The 16,238-nt window shown below is 69.3% G+C and carries 19 protein-coding genes and 1 pseudogene; 7 read left to right on the forward strand and 13 right to left on the reverse strand.

The window, feature by feature from the left end; genetic code table 11:
• A pseudogene (locus tag ACZ4WH_RS15145) lies at positions 1-759 on the reverse strand (stealth family protein); the annotation flags it as partial.
• A 12-nt stretch (positions 760-771) separates the two neighbouring features.
• Positions 772-2,466, reverse strand: coding sequence for a stealth family protein (locus tag ACZ4WH_RS15150; protein ID WP_468180388.1), 1,695 nt, complete (start codon positions 2,464-2,466; stop codon positions 772-774).
• 192 nt (positions 2,467-2,658) lie between these two features.
• Between ACZ4WH_RS15150 and ACZ4WH_RS15155 the strand changes: the two genes are divergently transcribed.
• Positions 2,659-3,420 carry a phosphoglyceromutase gene (locus ACZ4WH_RS15155; protein ID WP_468180390.1) on the forward strand — a complete coding sequence of 254 codons (762 nt, stop codon included), beginning with the start codon at positions 2,659-2,661 and terminating at the stop codon, positions 3,418-3,420.
• A 103-nt stretch (positions 3,421-3,523) separates the two neighbouring features.
• Here the strand turns inward: ACZ4WH_RS15155 and ACZ4WH_RS15160 are convergent, their stop codons facing one another.
• The 3 genes from ACZ4WH_RS15160 to ACZ4WH_RS15170 all read right to left on the reverse strand — a co-directional run bounded on the left by ACZ4WH_RS15160 (position 3,524) and on the right by ACZ4WH_RS15170 (position 5,568).
• A complete protein-coding gene (locus tag ACZ4WH_RS15160) occupies positions 3,524-3,799 on the reverse strand; it encodes a ribosomal protein L7/L12 (RefSeq protein ID WP_468180392.1) in 276 nt (91 codons plus the stop codon).
• Positions 3,800-4,204: 405 nt separating this feature from the next.
• Positions 4,205-4,963, reverse strand: coding sequence for a DUF6928 family protein (locus ACZ4WH_RS15165; protein WP_468180394.1), 759 nt, complete (start codon positions 4,961-4,963; stop codon positions 4,205-4,207).
• Between the two features lie 404 nt (positions 4,964-5,367).
• Positions 5,368-5,568, reverse strand: a complete 201-nt coding sequence (locus ACZ4WH_RS15170; RefSeq protein WP_468180396.1) for a hypothetical protein — start codon at positions 5,566-5,568, stop codon at positions 5,368-5,370.
• Positions 5,569-5,823: 255 nt separating this feature from the next.
• Here ACZ4WH_RS15170 and ACZ4WH_RS15175 point away from each other — a divergent pair, with 255 nt between their 5' ends.
• Both ACZ4WH_RS15175 and ACZ4WH_RS15180 read left to right on the forward strand, forming a co-directional pair.
• A complete protein-coding gene (locus tag ACZ4WH_RS15175; RefSeq protein WP_468180398.1) occupies positions 5,824-6,144 on the forward strand; it encodes a GYD domain-containing protein in 321 nt (106 codons plus the stop codon).
• Positions 6,145-6,647: 503 nt separating this feature from the next.
• Positions 6,648-6,860: a GIY-YIG nuclease family protein gene (locus tag ACZ4WH_RS15180; RefSeq protein ID WP_468180400.1), complete on the forward strand. Its 213-nt coding sequence runs from the start codon at positions 6,648-6,650 to the stop codon at positions 6,858-6,860.
• Positions 6,861-6,902: 42 nt separating this feature from the next.
• On the opposite strand, the gene ACZ4WH_RS15185 is transcribed toward ACZ4WH_RS15180, so the two are convergent.
• Both ACZ4WH_RS15185 and ACZ4WH_RS15190 read right to left on the reverse strand, forming a co-directional pair.
• Positions 6,903-7,259 carry a hypothetical protein gene (locus ACZ4WH_RS15185; protein WP_468180401.1) on the reverse strand — a complete coding sequence of 119 codons (357 nt, stop codon included), beginning with the start codon at positions 7,257-7,259 and terminating at the stop codon, positions 6,903-6,905.
• Positions 7,260-7,614: 355 nt separating this feature from the next.
• Positions 7,615-7,806 (reverse strand): hypothetical protein, encoded by a 192-nt coding sequence (locus tag ACZ4WH_RS15190; protein ID WP_468180403.1) that lies wholly within the window; start codon positions 7,804-7,806, stop codon positions 7,615-7,617.
• A 306-nt stretch (positions 7,807-8,112) separates the two neighbouring features.
• Here ACZ4WH_RS15190 and ACZ4WH_RS15195 point away from each other — a divergent pair, with 306 nt between their 5' ends.
• Both ACZ4WH_RS15195 and ACZ4WH_RS15200 read left to right on the forward strand, forming a co-directional pair.
• Complete coding sequence (locus tag ACZ4WH_RS15195) at positions 8,113-8,991, forward strand: SCO4651 family lipoprotein (protein WP_468180405.1); 879 nt, start codon at positions 8,113-8,115, stop codon at positions 8,989-8,991.
• A gap of 62 nt (positions 8,992-9,053) precedes the next feature.
• Positions 9,054-9,518, forward strand: coding sequence for a hypothetical protein (locus tag ACZ4WH_RS15200; RefSeq protein ID WP_468180407.1), 465 nt, complete (start codon positions 9,054-9,056; stop codon positions 9,516-9,518).
• An 87-nt stretch (positions 9,519-9,605) separates the two neighbouring features.
• Here ACZ4WH_RS15200 and ACZ4WH_RS15205 read toward each other — a convergent pair whose 3' ends face one another.
• From ACZ4WH_RS15205 to ACZ4WH_RS15220, 4 genes are all read right to left on the reverse strand, one after another.
• Positions 9,606-10,295 (reverse strand): YdcF family protein, encoded by a 690-nt coding sequence (locus ACZ4WH_RS15205; RefSeq protein WP_468180409.1) that lies wholly within the window; start codon positions 10,293-10,295, stop codon positions 9,606-9,608.
• Positions 10,292-11,335 carry a helix-turn-helix domain-containing protein gene (locus tag ACZ4WH_RS15210; protein WP_468180411.1) on the reverse strand — a complete coding sequence of 348 codons (1,044 nt, stop codon included), beginning with the start codon at positions 11,333-11,335 and terminating at the stop codon, positions 10,292-10,294. Before ACZ4WH_RS15210 ends, ACZ4WH_RS15205 begins: the two co-directional genes overlap by 4 nt.
• A 219-nt stretch (positions 11,336-11,554) precedes the next feature.
• Positions 11,555-11,965 carry a hypothetical protein gene (locus ACZ4WH_RS15215; protein WP_468180413.1) on the reverse strand — a complete coding sequence of 137 codons (411 nt, stop codon included), beginning with the start codon at positions 11,963-11,965 and terminating at the stop codon, positions 11,555-11,557.
• Between the two features lie 83 nt (positions 11,966-12,048).
• Positions 12,049-12,432 carry a hypothetical protein gene (locus ACZ4WH_RS15220; RefSeq protein WP_468180414.1) on the reverse strand — a complete coding sequence of 128 codons (384 nt, stop codon included), beginning with the start codon at positions 12,430-12,432 and terminating at the stop codon, positions 12,049-12,051.
• 252 nt (positions 12,433-12,684) lie between these two features.
• Between ACZ4WH_RS15220 and ACZ4WH_RS15225 the strand changes: the two genes are divergently transcribed.
• Positions 12,685-13,158 carry a carboxymuconolactone decarboxylase family protein gene (locus tag ACZ4WH_RS15225; RefSeq protein WP_468180416.1) on the forward strand — a complete coding sequence of 158 codons (474 nt, stop codon included), beginning with the start codon at positions 12,685-12,687 and terminating at the stop codon, positions 13,156-13,158.
• Between the two features lie 59 nt (positions 13,159-13,217).
• On the opposite strand, the gene ACZ4WH_RS15230 is transcribed toward ACZ4WH_RS15225, so the two are convergent.
• Positions 13,218-13,694, reverse strand: a complete 477-nt coding sequence (locus tag ACZ4WH_RS15230) for a DUF2000 family protein (protein ID WP_468180418.1) — start codon at positions 13,692-13,694, stop codon at positions 13,218-13,220.
• Between ACZ4WH_RS15230 and ACZ4WH_RS15235 the strand changes: the two genes are divergently transcribed.
• Positions 13,693-14,490 carry a helix-turn-helix domain-containing protein gene (locus tag ACZ4WH_RS15235; protein WP_468180419.1) on the forward strand — a complete coding sequence of 266 codons (798 nt, stop codon included), beginning with the start codon at positions 13,693-13,695 and terminating at the stop codon, positions 14,488-14,490. The genes ACZ4WH_RS15230 and ACZ4WH_RS15235 overlap by 2 nt on opposite strands.
• Here the strand turns inward: ACZ4WH_RS15235 and ACZ4WH_RS15240 are convergent.
• Positions 14,469-16,154 (reverse strand): glycosyl hydrolase family 28-related protein, encoded by a 1,686-nt coding sequence (locus tag ACZ4WH_RS15240; RefSeq protein ID WP_468180422.1) that lies wholly within the window; start codon positions 16,152-16,154, stop codon positions 14,469-14,471. The two genes, ACZ4WH_RS15235 and ACZ4WH_RS15240, sit on opposite strands and share 22 nt — an antisense overlap.
• Positions 16,155-16,238 lie beyond the last annotated feature (84 nt).

Raw genomic sequence — 16,238 nt, forward strand, 5'->3', positions numbered from 1 at the left:
CCGGCCCGGGATCGCCGTCAGAGGCTCCCCCGCCACCCCGGCCGGTTCCCAAGCCGGCGCCGGCAGCACCTCCGAGACGGCGTTGCGGCGGGGGGCGACCAGGGCGGGGCCGAAGTCGTCCTGGAGCCTCGTGCCGGGCACCGTCAGATGCGCGGGGTCCTCGCCCAGCTCGCGCCCGTACCGCCAGAACTCGATGTCGCAGCCCGCCTCCAGCCCGCCGAGCACCTGCCCGCCGGGCCCCAGCCGGATCACGCCGGTCCGCAGTACGGGGGCACCGCGCAGCGCCCGCGGCAGCCTGCCGTCGGCCCACAGCACCGCGCTCGTCACCGCGCCGTCCGCGCCCACCGCACCGACGTACCCGGCGCTGCCGGCGAAGTGCTGCCGGGCCCGGGCGAGGACCGCGCCACGGTACGACTCCTCCACCCCGACCACCGGCCGCGGCACCCCGGGCCCCGGCTCGGCCGGGACCAGGAAGTACGGGACGCCGGCCGCCTCCAGCAGGGCGCCCACCTGCTCCAGGTCGGCGGCGGCGGCATTCGCGGCGGTGTACGCGGCGACCGTACGCCCGTACAGCCGTACCGGTCCGCAGGCGACCCGGCGCAGTCCCGGGACGGCGGCGCGCAGCCGGCGGCGGGCCGGGGCGGCGCGCAGCGCCCAGAGCCGGGCCGCGAGCCACAGCCGCAGACGCAGCAGGAGGTCCCGGACGACCCGCAGTCCGGGCGGCGGCGACGCGGGGCGGTGACGGATGCCGATGGCCATGGCCGCGACCCGTCAGCTCTGCTTCTCGAAGGGGCTCGGGAAGGGGAAGTAGTTCTCCAGGAACTCGTGCATCCGCACGCTGACCTGCTCCCGCTCCTCCGGCGGCACGTCGACGTCGTTGAGGCAGAAGAAGTCGAAGCGGCGGTTGCGCCGCAGGTCGGCCAGGCGCCGCTCGGCGTCCGGCCGGCTGATGTTGACGTACCGGAAGCTGAACTTGCCGGGGACGCCGTGGCCGGTCATCAGCGCGTACTGGTAGAGCAGCGGCGCCGTCATGGCGATGTCCTGCGGCGAGCGGAACCGGGACGCGGTGGTACGCCGGACGTCCTCCTGGAACAGCTCCTCCAGCGCCTGCAACGTGCCGCGCTGCTGCGGCAGCGGGGTGTGCATGAAGTTGTTCGTGGTCATCCGCCCGAACTTCTCCAGCAGCAGCCGCCGTACGTTCTTGCTGGCCGAGTTGGTGGCGGTCTCCTCGGCGTGCGGCTTGCCGACGCCGATCTTGAGCGGCGACACCGGGATCTTCATCAGACCGCTGCCGAAGAAGAAGTGCTCCGGGGTGACCCGGCGGCCGACGAAGACGTCGTCGTTGAAGTAGAGGTAGTGCTCGGACAGGCCGGGTATGTGGTGCAGCCGGGTCTCGATCGCGTGCGAGTTGAAGACGGGCAGCACGTCGGCCGGGAAGATGTCGCGGTGGTCGACGACCGTGATCCCGGGGGCGCTGTCGTCCAGCCAGTGCGGCTTCTGGCCGTCGGTCACGATGTAGATGTGCCGGACGAAGTCGGCGTACATCGCGAGCGAGCGCAGCGAGTACTTCAGCTCGTCGTGGCTGGTGTAGCGGGAGGCGTTGGTCTCCTTGTCCAGGATCTCGGCGATGCCGTTCTCCTGGTACCGGGCCCGCTTGGCCCGCATCGCCGGCTCCTCGCCGTCCACCCAGGTGTAGACGACGTCGACGGGGAAGGTCACCTGGTTCACGGTGGGCAGGGTGAGCGGGGCGAAGCTGGGCAGCTGCCGCTCGCCGACCCGCACGGTGACCGGCTTCTGCTCGCTCACCGGCAGCACATCCGTCACCCCGTTGTTACGGGGCGTGATGAGCGACTCGGCGAAGACGTCTTCGGACGCCTGCGGCTGCACCTTGGCCAGTCGCCGGGGCCCGTCGGGGGAGGCGAGCAGCTCCGCGCCGTCCTCCCAGAACTCGACGTCACAGGCCAGCTCCGGCCCGGCGAGCAGCTGGCCGGCGGGGCCGAGGTGGTTCTCGCCGACGCGCAGTACGGGGGCCGTACGCAGTGCGGCGGGCAGGACGCCGTCCAGGAACAGGGCCGGGTGCTTGAGCTGGCCGCCGGGCAGCGGCCGGCCGATGAACACGGCCGTACCCGCGTTCCGCGCCTCCAGGGCGGCGAGGAACCTCGCACGGTCCACGGCGTTCACGCCGACCGTGTAACGGGCCCGGGAGGACACCAGGAAATAGGCGATGCCCTCCTGCTCCAGCGCGCCGACCACAAGATCAAGATTGGCCGCGGCGGCCTCGACGGCGCTGAACCGGTCCACGACCCGGCCGTAGAACTGCTGGCCCCGCACCACGACCGGACGCAGCACCGGATCCGTGACCGCCGCCTTGCGGCGCCGCCGCATGGTGCGCAGCTGCCAGACCCGCTCGGCGGCCTTCCGCTCGACCCGCGGTCGTATCCGCCGCGCAAAGGAACGCACGGTCACGTTCTGTGCTCCTCTTCCTGACCTGTCAACCTTCCTGGCGTTAACCAGACACAGGAATGTGGCGAATGGTTGTACGAGAATTAACCCGGACTTAGCGCGCCCGAGACCGAGCCCACACCCCGCTCACGGACCGGCGTGCTACGGCCCCCGCGGCCGGCGCGGCCCCCATCCCCCTTAGGTAGGCTCAAGGCCATGGCCGACGCACCGTACAAGCTGATCCTCCTCCGCCACGGCGAGAGCGAGTGGAACGCGAAGAACCTGTTCACCGGCTGGGTGGACGTCAACCTGAACGAGAAGGGCGAGAAGGAGGCAGTCCGCGGTGGCGAGCTTCTGAAGGACGCCGATCTCCTGCCCGACGTGGTCCACACGTCCCTCCAGAAGCGCGCGATCCGCACGGCCCAGCTGGCGCTGGAGGCCGCGGACCGCCACTGGATCCCCGTCCACCGCTCGTGGCGCCTGAACGAGCGCCACTACGGCGCCCTCCAGGGCAAGGACAAGGCGGCGACGCTGGCCGAGTTCGGCGAGGAGCAGTTCATGCTCTGGCGCCGCTCGTACGACACCCCGCCCCCGCCGCTCTCCGACGACTCGGAGTTCTCCCAGGCCCACGACGCGCGCTACGCGACGATCCCGCCGGAGCTGCGCCCGCGCACGGAGTGCCTCAAGGACGTCGTCATCCGGATGCTCCCGTACTGGTACGACGCCATCGTCCCCGACCTGCTGACCGGCCGCACGGTCCTGATCGCCGCCCACGGCAACAGCCTGCGCGCCCTGGTCAAGCACCTGGACGGCATCTCCGACGCGGACATCGCGGGCCTGAACATCCCGACGGGCATCCCCCTCGCCTACGACCTGGACACCGACTTCAAGCCGGTCACCCCCGGCGGCAAGTACCTGGACCCCGACGCGGCGGCGGCGGCGATCGAGGCGGTCAAGAACCAGGGCAAGAAGAAGTAAGCAGAGCCGAAGAAGTCCCCTGCCTGCGGTTTCTCCGCTGGGAGGGGGCTTTTCTCTCGCCCTGGGCCGTTTCTGGGCCGTCAGCCGGTTGATCGGGCCGTGCTCAGTGCTTCAGGAAGTCCGGCTCCGACTGTTCTCTCGCCTCTGCCTGGGCTCCCACATCGCGGAGGGCCGAGACGGCTGCCGCCGCGTCTTCCTGGGGCACGCCGGCGAGAATGACGGCGGGAACCCGCGTCGCCAGAACCTTGCTACGCCAGAGGCTCAGCCCCGTCAGCCGACGCACGATCGGGACGACGTCCACCACGCGGACACCAGGATCGGTGAGCACCACGTCATGAGGCACGTCGTCGCACATCAGCAAGAGGTACTCGTCTGCCATTGCTCTCCCCGCCCTTCCCCGGTCCGGAGCGTACGAGCCCTCAACCGTCATGTCGCTTCGTTTCGGTGGCGGCGAAGACAGCGGCTACGGCCTTGCGGGTTCGCTCTTGGGGGTACGCCGGGTTACCGGGTTCCATGCCCGTACTCGGGGCGAGAGGTCGCTGATGTTCGTGTACCAGACCGCCTCGTAGCCCAGCAGGCGCACGACACGTTCCGCCGTTCTTCGAGCGTGGGTGCGGTCACGGCGTCTTGAGCCCGGGAATACCAGGTCATCGGCCGCCAGGTACGTCAAGAGTTCCTGGGCGCGCTCGCTGTCGATCTGCGAGAGCGCGTCCTACGGGGTCAGCACCGCCCAGCCCTAGGCAGCGCCCCCACCCAAGTTGCTTCGGGACGAAGGAGTCCCGAGCTAGAGGCCGTCGCGCTCGATGAGTGAGCCGTCAGGGCCAAGAGAGAAGAAGCGCGGTGGGCCCATGGCTTCCATGGCCCTTTGCAACGCCGCTTCCCGCTCCGCGGAATCAGGGCCGTGCGGGTCCCGGACCCGGAAGCCGTGCAGTCGGATGCTGTCCGGTTCGATGTCGTCCGGGTCGGGGCGGCCCTCCAGTACGAAGCCGCAGAGCGCGCGCAGTGCGTCTTCGCCCAGTTCCAGGGGGTGGAACGGCAGTGGGTACGGCTCTTCGTCCTCGTCCGGCCAAGGCATGACGTCGGCCGGGCGGTGTCCGGCCCAGTACGGCAGCTCGAAGGAGAGTGGTTCGCCGATGTTCTCGATGATGCCGCTGTCCGGGGACAGGCTCAGAGAGCGGACGAGTCGGCCGTCCTCCCACACGGCGAACGCGAGCCAGTCCACGACGCTGTGCATGGCGTGCAGCACAAGCCGCCGGCCGATGCTCGCCGCCACGAGGTGTTCCGGGAGCTGGGAAGGAAAGTCGATCATCACCCTCTGGTCGCCGATGACCTCGAGGCCGGGCCAGCTCGCCGCGTACGCCGTCCCCTCCGGGGGGTATACGCCGTCCCAGAGAGTCGAGCCCTCGCTCTCCTCTGTCTCCCAGCCCGGGTAGAGCAGCCGCATCATGCTGGCCGTGCGTGCGAGGTCCGCTGGGCCCGCTTCTCGCAGCAGCCCCGGTACGTCGCCGTCGGCGTACACCAGAAAGCCCGTCTTGGCTCCCAAAGCCCCTCCCCAGGGTGTGGCCCTCGTTGGCGGGTGCACAGTAGCCGCCCCCACTGACAACGCGAGATGACGAAGCCCGAGGGGCCCCGGCTGGGCCGTCTCCGGGCCGTCCGAGGCCGCTCGGCAGTGGCCAAGGACGACAAACGACGACCACCAGGCGCACGAGTCCATAGCCGGTGAGCAGGCAAAACGCAGGTCATCAAGATCCCCGGCAAGACCCAGCCCGTGTGATCTTGCGGGCGGAGAGCCTGCCCGAGAGCCTTCCGGGTTCGCTCCCGGCTGCGTGCTGCCGGGCCGACTCGGACCTGGCGTGCCCGACGGCTCGGCACAGTCCCTGCGACTCTCCCGGCTACGCTCGCGCGGGAGCGCCCCGCGGCGCGTGGCTGCGGGGCGCCTTGCGGGGTCTAGTCGATCCTCTCCCCGTCGTGCGTGCCGCCCTTGCAGAGGTTGTCCGTCAGATCGGCCGTTCCGCCGCCCTGCCTGCACTCAGAAGGGGTGACGTAGGACGGGGCACCCTGTGCGATGGCGGTGGCGGCGCCTGTGAGGCCGAGTCCGGCGAGGGCTGTCGTGGCGATGACGGCGGCGAGGATTCGTCGAATGCGCATGTGGTTCCCCTCTCACGCATGCCTCGGTTGGGGCACTAATCAGCTTGATCTTCACCCATGTGGGTGGCACGTCATGTTGGGCCATTCGGGTGACAGTGCTGTCGGGTGCGGGGTCGGTGACGCGAAATGCGGCGCAACAGCCGGAAGGCCAGGGGAACAGCTTCCGAGTGAATCAAGCCGTTCGCTGAGTGGCATGGACGTGGCAGCGGGTAGGCCCTCGTGCTGTCGGACAAGAAGCGGTCAGGGAGCAGCCCTATGCCGAAGTTCCTCATCCAGGCCACCTACACGCCCGAGGGCACGAAGGGGCTGCTCAAGGAAGGCGCCAGCGGTCGCCGCGACGCCGTCGACCGGGTCGTCACCGACCTCGGCGGGACGGTCGAGGCCATGTACTTCGCCTTCGGGGAGGACGACCTCGTGTGCATCATCGACCTCCCCGACCCGGTGTCGATGGCCGCCGTCAGCCTCACCGTCAAGGCCAGCGGCGCCCTCCAGACCCGGGCCACTCCCCTGCTCACGCTGGAAGAGATCGACGAGGCCGCCCGCCGACAGGTCGCCTTCCGCGCTCCAGGCGCGTAATCGGGAAATGGCCTGGCGGGAGGTCGTGCGCTGAGGGCGCAGGGAGACATGCCTCCCCGCCCTCAAGGGCACTCGGTCAGTGAGCGTGGAGGTACTGAGATGAGTGCCGGAGAGAAGGCCAAAGCAAAGGCCGAACAGGTTGTAGGAAGGGCCGTGCGAACGCTGGCTCACGCAGTGCACAAGGATGGTCTCGCAGTGAAGGGCACCGCCCTCGAAGCGCGGGGCAAAATGCGAGGCGCGAAAGAGGGGGCCAAGGGCGCCTTCAAGCGCTGAGAATGCCACCACCTCCGAGGGTGGCCTGACGGCGGTGGCGGGCCCCGGCGGCTCAGGCCCCTTGCCTGCGGTTTCTCGCGGCAGGGGGCTTGTTTCTGCCTCTTGCTCTTGCCTGTCAGGACGCGCTCTGGCGCAGGAAGTTGGTGATCAGCCGTAGCGCACCTGGAGGATTCGTGGACGCTACCGCTCTTGTCAGTCCCGATCGGTTGTGGTCGGCGCAGCAGGTCCTGGTGCGTCCGAGTCCTGCCCCGGCGGCGGCAGGGGTGTACGGGTGGCATTTCGAGCAGTCGCCCCGTCCGGACCTGGACGCCGGGCAGCTGCTCTACGTCGGGATCGCCCCGCGGTCCATGGCGAACCAGCCCAGCACACAGAACCTGCGCAAACGGGTGCGCAACCACTACCGGGGGCAGCCCGCACAGCGCCGAACCGGGTACGTCCAGTAGAAGCCGGCACGGCCAACCCCTGCCCCACAACTCAGGCAGCGCTCACGCCTCCGCCTCCACGGCCCGCGTCACTGCTTCCCTCATCCCGCGCCACCCCCGAGGCCGCTGCGGTGCCAACCGCGCGACCACGCGGCCCAGCCAGTCGGGATCACCCAGGAAGTGGGCGTGCCCCGCGTCGATGACCTGCGTCGTCAGCAGCTGAAGGAAGACGAGGTGGGCGCCGGGATAGTGGCGGGGGTGCCGGTCGAAGCGGGCGATCCAGTTCTCGTAGGGGTGGCGCAGGGTCATGTGCAGGTAGCCGCTGCCGTGCCCTCGCCAGGGGCCGGGCAGGCCACCGAGGAGTCCCCCGAAGCCGTTCGACCCCCTGCCCGGGTATTTGCTGCCCATGGTGAGGTTCATGCCCAGCATGATTCGGGACCACGGGATCAGCTGTCCTTCCGAGTCGGGCTCGTGCTGGTACAGCCCGTCCCTTCGGAATTCCACCCAGTGGCCCTTGCGGATGTCCCCTACCACCCAACGGCCGTTGAACAGTTCCAACGGTCCCAAGGTTCCGCTCGTTCCCATCATCCGCTCATTGGATCAGGCGTCCCACGAACCGGGTCGTTGTCTCCACTCAGTACGAGTTGCAGGTTCCTCCACTGGTTCAAGGCCCACGCACGGTACGGCCGGCGAGAGCGGGTCGCTTCTTGCTGCTGTGGGCGAATAGTTGGCGATCGTGACCAAGCCGCGCCAAAGCCTCTTCGAAGCAGAAGCTTCAGATCTCATCTAGCTCGGTGCTCGGGTCACGGATGAGCCTTTGCCGCAGGTGCAGGAGCAGCTCGGCCTCGGTGGTGCGGCCGTTTCGCCTGTGTGCCCTGGCCAGTTGCAGCAGCGCCGTGCGCACGGTTGGCGCGTTGACCGAGAGCCCCTCCCCCAGATCGATCGACGGAACGCCCGCGTAAGTCACGGGCGTTCCGGGTGGCGGCATAGAGCTTCGGCTGCGGCCCATCACAGTGTCAGCGATCGAACTGTTCTCAGTCCACTCTCCAGAGAGGTGGCCCACGCTCCGAGCGGTTGCCCATGGGGGTCGCCGATGCCGGTCGAGGGCATCAGTTCGTAGGCTCCTCGAATCACTGGCTACTGGGCCGCTGCGGGAGCCAAACGGTGAAGCCGAGCTGGGAGTCAGCCTGCTTGATGCCGTAATCACAGGACGCAACCCCGGGATACGCTCCCAGCCTTGGTAAGGGTCGGAGACCTGACTTCGGGGGGAATCATGGAGGGTTCAGCGCGTAGTTCCGTACCGCGCAGAGCCTTGAGCGCCGCGTTCGCCGCCGTGCTGCTCGCCGGGGGAACCGTTGCCTGTGGCGAGGGATCTGTGAGTGATTCCGCGAATGAGCACCAGCCCGCGGTGACGCCGCCGCTGGCCGTGGTGAAGGCGGCGACGAACTCGGAGGACATCGCATCGCTCCACTACCGGATCACCGGGACCGTGCCGGAGAAGGGCCGTTTGCAGGCCGAGGCATCCATGAGCGTGGAACCGCCGGCCATGAGTATGCGGATGACCACGGCCGGCCAGGGGAAAGGCAGCCGGCTGGAGATCCGGTTCGTCGACGAGGTGATGTACGTCGGCGGGAGCGCGGTCGCCTCCCGGAAGGCGGACGGCAGGAGCTGGGGCAGAGCCGACCCGGCCGTCTGGGGCCGTGGGGCGGTGGACAACAACTCCCACGGCGTGCTGCCGCGCCAGCTGGAGGGGAACCCAGCCGTGCAGTCCACGATCCTCACCGGCTCCGAGGACGTGCGGAAGGTCGGGACAGAGGCGATCGACGGCACCCGGACCACTCACTACAGCGGAACGGTCACAGGTAGCGGCATACGCGCCGCCCGTGACGCCGCCGCGGACAAGGCTGGTCGGGAGCGCCAGATCGAGAGCCTTGACCAGTTCATGGCCCTGCGCATCGACCACACGCTCACCATGGACCTGTGGACCGACGACGACAACCACACCAAGCAGTTCCGCCTGCGGGGCCGCACCGGCGGGGAGCCGTTCGACTTGACCGTCATCTTCCTCGACGTCAACCAGCCGGTGACCGTCGAGGCGCCACCGTCCGAAGACACCGCCGACATCGCCGCGCTGGTGGGCGGGGCTCAGTGAGGCTGAGCGCCACCTGGGGAGACCCCCTGCGCGCCTCGCCCAATGCGTGATCAGCTTGGAGTGTGGAGACCATCATCGCCAGCGGCATAGCCGTCCTGGGGACGCTGCTCGGTTCGGGGATCACCCTGGCGTTCCAACAGCGCACCGCCGACAGGAGCCACCAGTTCACCCGCCGGGAGAAGCTCCGGCAGGAACGACTCGAAGCCTACTCCGCCTATGCCGGCGCGTTGGTCAACTACCGCCGCTGTCTGGTCCACCTCTGGTTCTGCGAGCACGAACAGCCGCCGCCGGAGGACCCGGACATGGTGCGGATCCGCGCCTACGACCTACGCTCCAACGCCCAAGAGGCGCTGTTCCGGGTACAGATGCTCACCGATGACGAGACGTTGAGCCGGACTGCGGAGGACGTGCTCACAGACGTGACGGCGCTGCCCAGGACAGACCACAGAAACGAACTCGATGACGCCAGGGTACGGACCCGTGACGACATCAGCCGACTTGTCAGAGCAGCCAAGCGACACCTCTGAGGCACTCGCACACGCGCCGGTTCGCGAGCCGACCGGGCCAGGCCGGCCACGCTCCGGTTCTCCCGACCAACGACGACCGCCGGGAGCTCAGGTGCTGATGAGGCGGCTGTCGAAGCCGGCTCGCAACAGACGCCCGTAGGCGTCGTTGACGTCCTCCGGTACTTCCTGCTCGATCGCGAAGCCGAGGGCCGGGTACTCGATCACCCGTTGCAGGTCGCCGACGAGCATGTCGATCACAAGCTTCTCGTCACCGATGGACTTGATGTAGTCGTCCAGCTCCAGCGGCTCGGAGGCACATACGACGTCGACCTCGGGCCACAGCTTGCGGCAGGTCGCGTACGAGCGGCGCTCCATGTACGGCTTGGAGATCAGAAGCAGTGACTCGACCGCCACGCCGGCCTCGGACAGCAGCTCGCGGGAGAAGGTGATGTTCTGACCGGTGTTCGCGGCCTTTGGCTCGACCAGGATCGCCTTGTCCGGCACGCCCAGGCTGAACGCGTGTTCGCGGTAGTGGACGGCCTCACCGTGTGGGAAGCGGGCGCGGGTGGTGGGGCTGTTTCCGCCGCTGAACACGACGACCGGGAAGAGACCGGCGTGGTACAGCTCGGCGGCCGTGGTGGCGACGCCCAGATCGTGACTGCCGAGCCCGATCGCCACCGAACAGGGGCGCCGCTCATGCCCCAGCCGGTGGTAGTTCCAGATCAGCGCCGCGTCGCGGAACTGCTCGTCGCTGATCTGACGTTGCTCGTGATCCGGCACCGGCACTCCCTGGATCATCCTTGCTGACTGTTTCGGATGCCTTCGATGCTGCGCAGCTGGTGGCTCAGACCGTACTGGCGGGCCACCTGTGCCGCCTGATCGAGGACGGACAGCCCATCATTCCGGGTCGCCGCATCGGACAGAAGGATGTGCTCGTAGGCGGTGTCCAGCCGCACCCGCTGCATCGGGGCGTCGACCGTCCCGGTGGTGCGCGCGATGTCGATGCACTGCAAAGCCTGTGCCAGGTCACCGGCACCCCGGTGGGCCAGGGCCAGCTTCTGGTGGGCGACCGACCAGTCCTCCGGCTCACCGAGGTCCTCGAAGGCCTGGGTGGCGGCCGTCATGACCTGAGTGGCGTACTCGTTGTTTCCGTCCTTGCTCAGGGCCGTACCCACCCAGAGCCGTGCCCTGGCCCGGTCGCGGGGACTCAGGCGCTCGTCGGCGGCAAGGAGCTGGTACTGGCGGGCGGAGGCCTCCAGCTGGCCCGACATCTCTTGTACGACGGCGAGGGAGAGCTCGATCTGGGCTACTCGGCGTGGGATGTCCAGCTCGGTGAACATGTCGCGGGCGGTCAGGTAGGAGCGCCGGGCGGAGAGCGGGCCGAGGACGGCGCCTTGGTCTCGTCGCAGGTCGCCCAGTACGGCGAGAGAACGGCCGTACAAGTACAAGGCTTTGTCGTCCAACTGGGGCGCATCGAGGCGTGCCAGCCAGCGGTTCAACAGCGTGGTGGCAAAGGGGAAGTCCTGTCGGCTGACACAGACGACCGCTCGCTCGATGTCCTCCGTCCAGGTCTCGTAGTCCGCGGGGCGAGTGTCCTTCCGCGCGGGAAACAGCACTGCTTCGAACCTGGCTCGTGCGGCGAAGTCCGCCCGGGCAAGCGCGGTATCGAGAATGGCCTGCGTGTCGGGCCGTAGCCGGATGCCCGCGCCGAGACTCTCCCACTTGGCAACTGAACGCAGAGCGACACCGAGATGCTCGGCGAAAGCGCGCATGCTCATGCGTAGGGCGGCACGCAGAGCACTTGCTTCCCGTCCCGTCCATTGGTGCACGCTGACCATGGACGACCTCCCTCCGTCACGTATCGAACCACTCTCCGTGACGACACAGGGTGGAAAGTGCAACGGGAGTACAACAGCAGGTCGTTTCGACCGCCGGCACGCGGCTCTCATGCTCAGGGGCCGCTCCGTCGGCCGATGGTGCATGAACGCAGGTGAACGGGTTCGCCAGCGCAGAGGCGCAGCATGTCCGCCACGGAGCACAGCCCCCTCCGTCCCTGGTCAGACCGGGATCCAGGCAGGCCAGCGCGGTGGGACGTTGGACGCCGGGCAGAGACCCGAGTCGCCGGGGTAGCCGTCCAGCGTGCCTCGGGCCGCGAAGAACCACCAGGCCAGGCACACCGTCGTGACGATCACCAGCACGGTCGGCAGTGCGGCGCGGATCGCCCTCGGCGCGGCAAGCGCCAGGCGGCGGCCGACGGCCCGCGCCAGAAGCGCCACCACCGCGCCCACTCCCAGGACCACAGGGAGCAAGACGTTGAGTTCGAGGCGTCCGCCGGCGTCATATCCCGCATCGCAGTACGCGCGCGCCCAGACGGTCAGCGACCAGGCGGCGCAGCCCATCGCGGCCCCGAACAGGGCGGAGGCCGCCCAGGGGAGGCAGGAGGCGGATCTCGGGCTGGGTGTGTCCACGACATGGCATGACGGCGGACGCACCCGGCGCGGTTCCCCGGCGCCGGGTGCGTCTTCCACTGCGCGTCTCAGATCAAGGCAGGTCAGGACAGGTGCGGTACGCAGCCGAACCAGTTCACCGCGTGCTTGTCCTTCGTGTAGCCCATGCATCGCAGCGTCTTGTCGTGCAGGGTGCTGGTCCCGTCGATGTCCTCGTCCAGGTAGTCCGTCTTGTGGCGGGGCTGGACGAGGGTGTCGATGTCGATGACGTACCAGCGGTGTTTCTGGTCCGGGATGTCGCAGCCGTGGGCGGTGACGTTGCGGCTCGGGCCTTCGCTCCATATCGGCCGTTCGGCGCGGTCGCAGTGTGCCCTTTGCGATGCGGCGGCGGTGCCGGCGCCGGTCCCGAGCAGGGCCGTGGCGCCCATGGCCACCGCCGCGGCGACGCCAAGCAGGCGGTGCGGGGTGTGGTGCGTCGAGTGGTTCATCAAATGGGTCTCCCTGGCAGGCGCAACGACGGACGGTGGACGATCCGTCGCCTCCCTGTGATCGTCACATCGGTTCCGGCGCCCGTCCTGGCGGGGACCACGCCCGTCCCACGTCCCGGTGACGGGCGTGGTGCCAATGCAGCAGCGGGAGCGGGAGCGGTGGTGACGCGGGTCACTTTTTGCCGCGTCACATCTCCGGGCTCCCCTCCGTCAATGAGGTGCAAGCAGCCGCATCCCACTCAGGAGCACACCATGGACGCTCGGCTCAACCTCTTCGCCAGCCCCGTCGCCGGCAAGGTGTTCAAGCACTTCAACGCCGCCGGCAAGGCGCTCACGGAGTCCACGCTGCCCGCTGCCACGCAGGAGCTGGTGAAGCTCCGCGCCAGCCAGATCAACGGGTGCGGGTTCTGCACCGACATGCACACCAAGGAGGCCCTGGAGGCCGGGGAGACCCAGACCCGGCTGAACCTGGTCGCGGTCTGGCGTGAGGCGACCGTGTTCACCGACGCGGAGCGGGCCGCGCTGGAGCTGGTGGAGCAGGGCACCCGGATCGCCGACGCGGCCGGCGGGGTTCCGGACGAGGTCTGGGCGAACGCCGCCAAGCACTACGACGAGGAGCAGCTCGCCGCCCTGGTGGCCCTCATCGCCGTGATCAACGCCTACAACCGCGTCAACGTCATCGTCCAGCAGCCCGCCGGCGACTACGTCCCCGGCATGTTCGGCTGAGACGAACACCCCCTCACGGGTGCACCCCCTCAAGGGTGCCCCCCTCACGGGTGCCCCCCTCACGGGTGCATGCGCGCGCCCTTCAGGACCTTGTCCACTCCGTTCTTCGGGCCGTACACCGCCAGGCCCACCAGGTCCAGGTCGGCGGTCGGGACGGCGCGGACGGCCGCGCGGTTGTCGCGGTCGTTGCCCGTGGTGAACAGGTCCGCTGTGAACACCGCGCACGGCAGGGCACGGGTCAGTGCCCTGCCGTGCGCCGCCTTCAGGGTCTCCTTGGTGCCCTCGAAGACCAGCACCGGCTGGCGGAACATCGGCAGGTACGACACGCCGTCCGCGTCCTCGTACGGGTCGCCGACCACCTCGGGAAGCGTCGGTCCCAGGCCGCTGACCAGGAACGCGGTCACGTTCAGGCGCTGCCAGGGTTCCAGGTCCTCGCGCAGCAGCACGGCGATCTTCGTGTCGAAACGGATGGGCTCAGTGTTCATGGACTGAGACTCGCGGCCGGGTCCTGGCCGCGTCTTGTACGTTTTTTGCATGGCCGTCGGGCAGGAAGTGAGCGCGTGGCGTCCCCGGGTGCCGGGCGTCACCGAGGTCTTCCACGCCCACTTCACCGAGTACGCCTATCCGATGCACGTCCACGACGCCTGGACGCTGCTCATCGTGGACGACGGGGCCGTACGGTACGACCTCGACCGGCATGAGCACGGCACCCCGCTCGACACCGTGTCGCTGCTGCCGCCGCACGTGCCGCACAACGGGTCGCCGGCCACGCCGGGGGGTTTCCGCAAGCGGGTCGTCTATCTGGACAGCAGCCGGCTCGGCGAGGAGTTCATCGGGCCCGCCGTGGACTCCCCCGACCTCCGGGACCCCGTGCTCCGGCTGCGCGTCGGACAGTTGCACTCCGCCCTCGCCCGGCCCGGCGACGAGCTGGAGGCGGAGAGCAGGCTGACCCTCGTCGCGGAGCAGCTGCGCCGCCGGCTGCGGCGGCGGCCCACGGGCGAGCGACGGCAGGAGAGTCCCGTACTGGCCCGTCGGTTGCGGGAGTTGCTGGACTCGCGGGTCGTCGACGGTGTCTCGCTGGAGGAGGCCGGACGGTTGCTGCACGCCCATCCGGCGCATCTCATCCGGGCGTTCAGCGGCGCGTACGGCATCGCCCCGCACCAGTACCTGATGTCGCGGCGGGTCGGGCGGGCCCGGCGGCTCCTGCTGGACGGGGTGCCGCCGGGCGAGGTGGCCCCGGTCGCCGGGTTCTACGACCAGGCCCATCTCACCCGGCACTTCAAGAAGCTGGTCGGGGTCACTCCGGGGCGTTATCGGAGCAGGGCGCGCTGAGCCTCGTACAGGTTGCGCGGGCGTACCGCGTCCGTGGTGCCGTACAGCTCCAGGCGGGAGTGCAGGTCTCCGGTGAAGTCGGGGACGTCGGTCTGGTCGAATTCGCGGACCTCGTTGATGCCGACGGTCGCCGAGTACGGGGCAAGGCCGTCGATCTTCATCAGGCCCGCCCGGCCGTTGGTGACCCGGATGTTCCAGTGGGTGAACCGGGCGCCGAAGAGCGGGCCGGCGCTGGCGTCCCCGCCGTGGCGGCCGTTGTTGTTCACGGTGATGTCGGTGCGGACATTGGCGAAGGGCAGGCCGCGGTGGCTGTCGAAGGTGCCCATCCGCATGTCGCCGCGCGACCAGACGTTGTGGGAGGAGAGTCCTTCGACGTTGATGCCGTGCAGTTGCGTGTTCGCGGGCGCGGGGACCGTGCGCTCCTCGATCGTGAAGTCCTCGATCAGGTTGTCGTGGGAGCCCTCGCGGCAGAAGTACGGGTGGTGCGAGCCCCGGCCGGCGACCCGGGTACGGCGCAGGGTGCAGGCTGAGGCGGCGACCAGGCCGAAGCCGTTGTCGACGTGGCGGACCGTCACGTCGTCCACCCAGCAGTCGTAGGCGCACTGGAGGACGACGCCGTTGTAGCCCTTGTCGAGGAGGTGGGGCGACTGCGGGGTCTCCACCGCTTCGAGGGTCAGGCCTTCGACGCCTGATCCGGTCAGCTCGGTGACGTGCGTGGTCAGGCGTGGGTCCCACTCGGGACGGATGTCCAGGGGCAGGGGGCGTTCCAGGGTGACGCGGTCGCCGTGGACGCGGCGGACGCGGACGGGCCATTCGTAGGGGACGTACGACGTCAGCTTGGTCTTGTCGTCCCAGACGTACGCCGCCGGGCCGGGGCCGTCGCCCGCCATGTGCTGGAGGAGGGTGTGGGCGGGGTCGTCGGCGAGGCGGAGCAGGACGAGCCGGCCGGGGTGGAGGTGGGAGGCGTCGGCGACCGTGACCGTCCACGAGCCGCGCTTCGCCGGTGCGACGGTGGTGAGGGTCGTCCACTCGTCCCGCCTGTTGCCGGTCCAGCCCTCGAAGGGCCAGGCCCGGTCCCTGATGGCGGCGGTCAGGGATGCCCAACGGGCTTTCGGTGCCAGCCAGATGAGGCCGCCCGCCCAGGACCAGGAGGACTTGTCGCCGCCGTAGCGGGAGCCGTAGACGCCGATCAGCTCGGTGAGGTTCTTCGTCGCGTACAGGGTCGTACGGCCGCTGCCGGCGCCGCGCAGGACGACGTTCGAGTCACCGAGGCGGATGACGTCGTCGATGCGGTAGGTGCCGGGCGGGATGGTGACCGTGCCACCGCCGGCCCTTCCGGCGGCGGCGATGGCACGGTTGATCGCGGGGGCGCAGTCCGTGGTGCCGTCGGGCACGGCGCCGTACGCGGTGACGTCGGCGACGACCCGGGGGCGGGCGAAGCGGCTCGCTCCGGCCCGGTAGCCCGCCCGGCCGATGTACGGGATCTGCGGGTGGGTGAGCGGGGTCCGGCTGAACTCCCGCCAGAGAGTCGGCGGTTCGGCCGCCCCTGCGGCACCGGTCGCCCGTGCGGCGTCAGTCGCCCGTGCGGTGCCGGTCGCGGCGCCCAGGGCCACAGCGGTGGCGCCGGCGAGCAGGGTCCGTCTGGTGAGGTGCGCGTTGCTCATGTCCACCCGCCCCTTCAAATTCCCGTATTCATGCATATGAACGATGTTCAGGAATGCGTTGGCGGTGAGCATGCCACTACGCCC

This window comes from Streptomyces sp. NPDC029138 (assembly GCF_055564375.1).

Excerpts from the sequence above, each read along its gene's own strand:
- ACZ4WH_RS15230 (WP_468180418.1), bottom strand. The coding sequence starts at position 13,694 with ATGCAAAAAACGTACAAGACGCGGCCAGGACCCGGCCGCGAGTCTCAG.
- ACZ4WH_RS15195 (WP_468180405.1), top strand. The coding sequence starts at position 8,113 with ATGGAGGGTTCAGCGCGTAGTTCCGTACCGCGCAGAGCCTTGAGCGCC.
- ACZ4WH_RS15220 (WP_468180414.1), bottom strand. The coding sequence starts at position 12,432 with ATGAACCACTCGACGCACCACACCCCGCACCGCCTGCTTGGCGTCGCC.
- ACZ4WH_RS15225 (WP_468180416.1), top strand. The coding sequence starts at position 12,685 with ATGGACGCTCGGCTCAACCTCTTCGCCAGCCCCGTCGCCGGCAAGGTG.
- ACZ4WH_RS15240 (WP_468180422.1), bottom strand. The coding sequence starts at position 16,154 with ATGAGCAACGCGCACCTCACCAGACGGACCCTGCTCGCCGGCGCCACC.
- ACZ4WH_RS15210 (WP_468180411.1), bottom strand. The coding sequence starts at position 11,335 with ATGGTCAGCGTGCACCAATGGACGGGACGGGAAGCAAGTGCTCTGCGT.
- ACZ4WH_RS15205 (WP_468180409.1), bottom strand. The coding sequence starts at position 10,295 with ATGATCCAGGGAGTGCCGGTGCCGGATCACGAGCAACGTCAGATCAGC.
- ACZ4WH_RS15170 (WP_468180396.1), bottom strand. The coding sequence starts at position 5,568 with ATGCGCATTCGACGAATCCTCGCCGCCGTCATCGCCACGACAGCCCTC.
- ACZ4WH_RS15175 (WP_468180398.1), top strand. The coding sequence starts at position 5,824 with ATGCCGAAGTTCCTCATCCAGGCCACCTACACGCCCGAGGGCACGAAG.
- ACZ4WH_RS15235 (WP_468180419.1), top strand. The coding sequence starts at position 13,693 with ATGGCCGTCGGGCAGGAAGTGAGCGCGTGGCGTCCCCGGGTGCCGGGC.
- ACZ4WH_RS15185 (WP_468180401.1), bottom strand. The coding sequence starts at position 7,259 with ATGAACCTCACCATGGGCAGCAAATACCCGGGCAGGGGGTCGAACGGC.
- ACZ4WH_RS15155 (WP_468180390.1), top strand. The coding sequence starts at position 2,659 with ATGGCCGACGCACCGTACAAGCTGATCCTCCTCCGCCACGGCGAGAGC.
- ACZ4WH_RS15160 (WP_468180392.1), bottom strand. The coding sequence starts at position 3,799 with ATGGCAGACGAGTACCTCTTGCTGATGTGCGACGACGTGCCTCATGAC.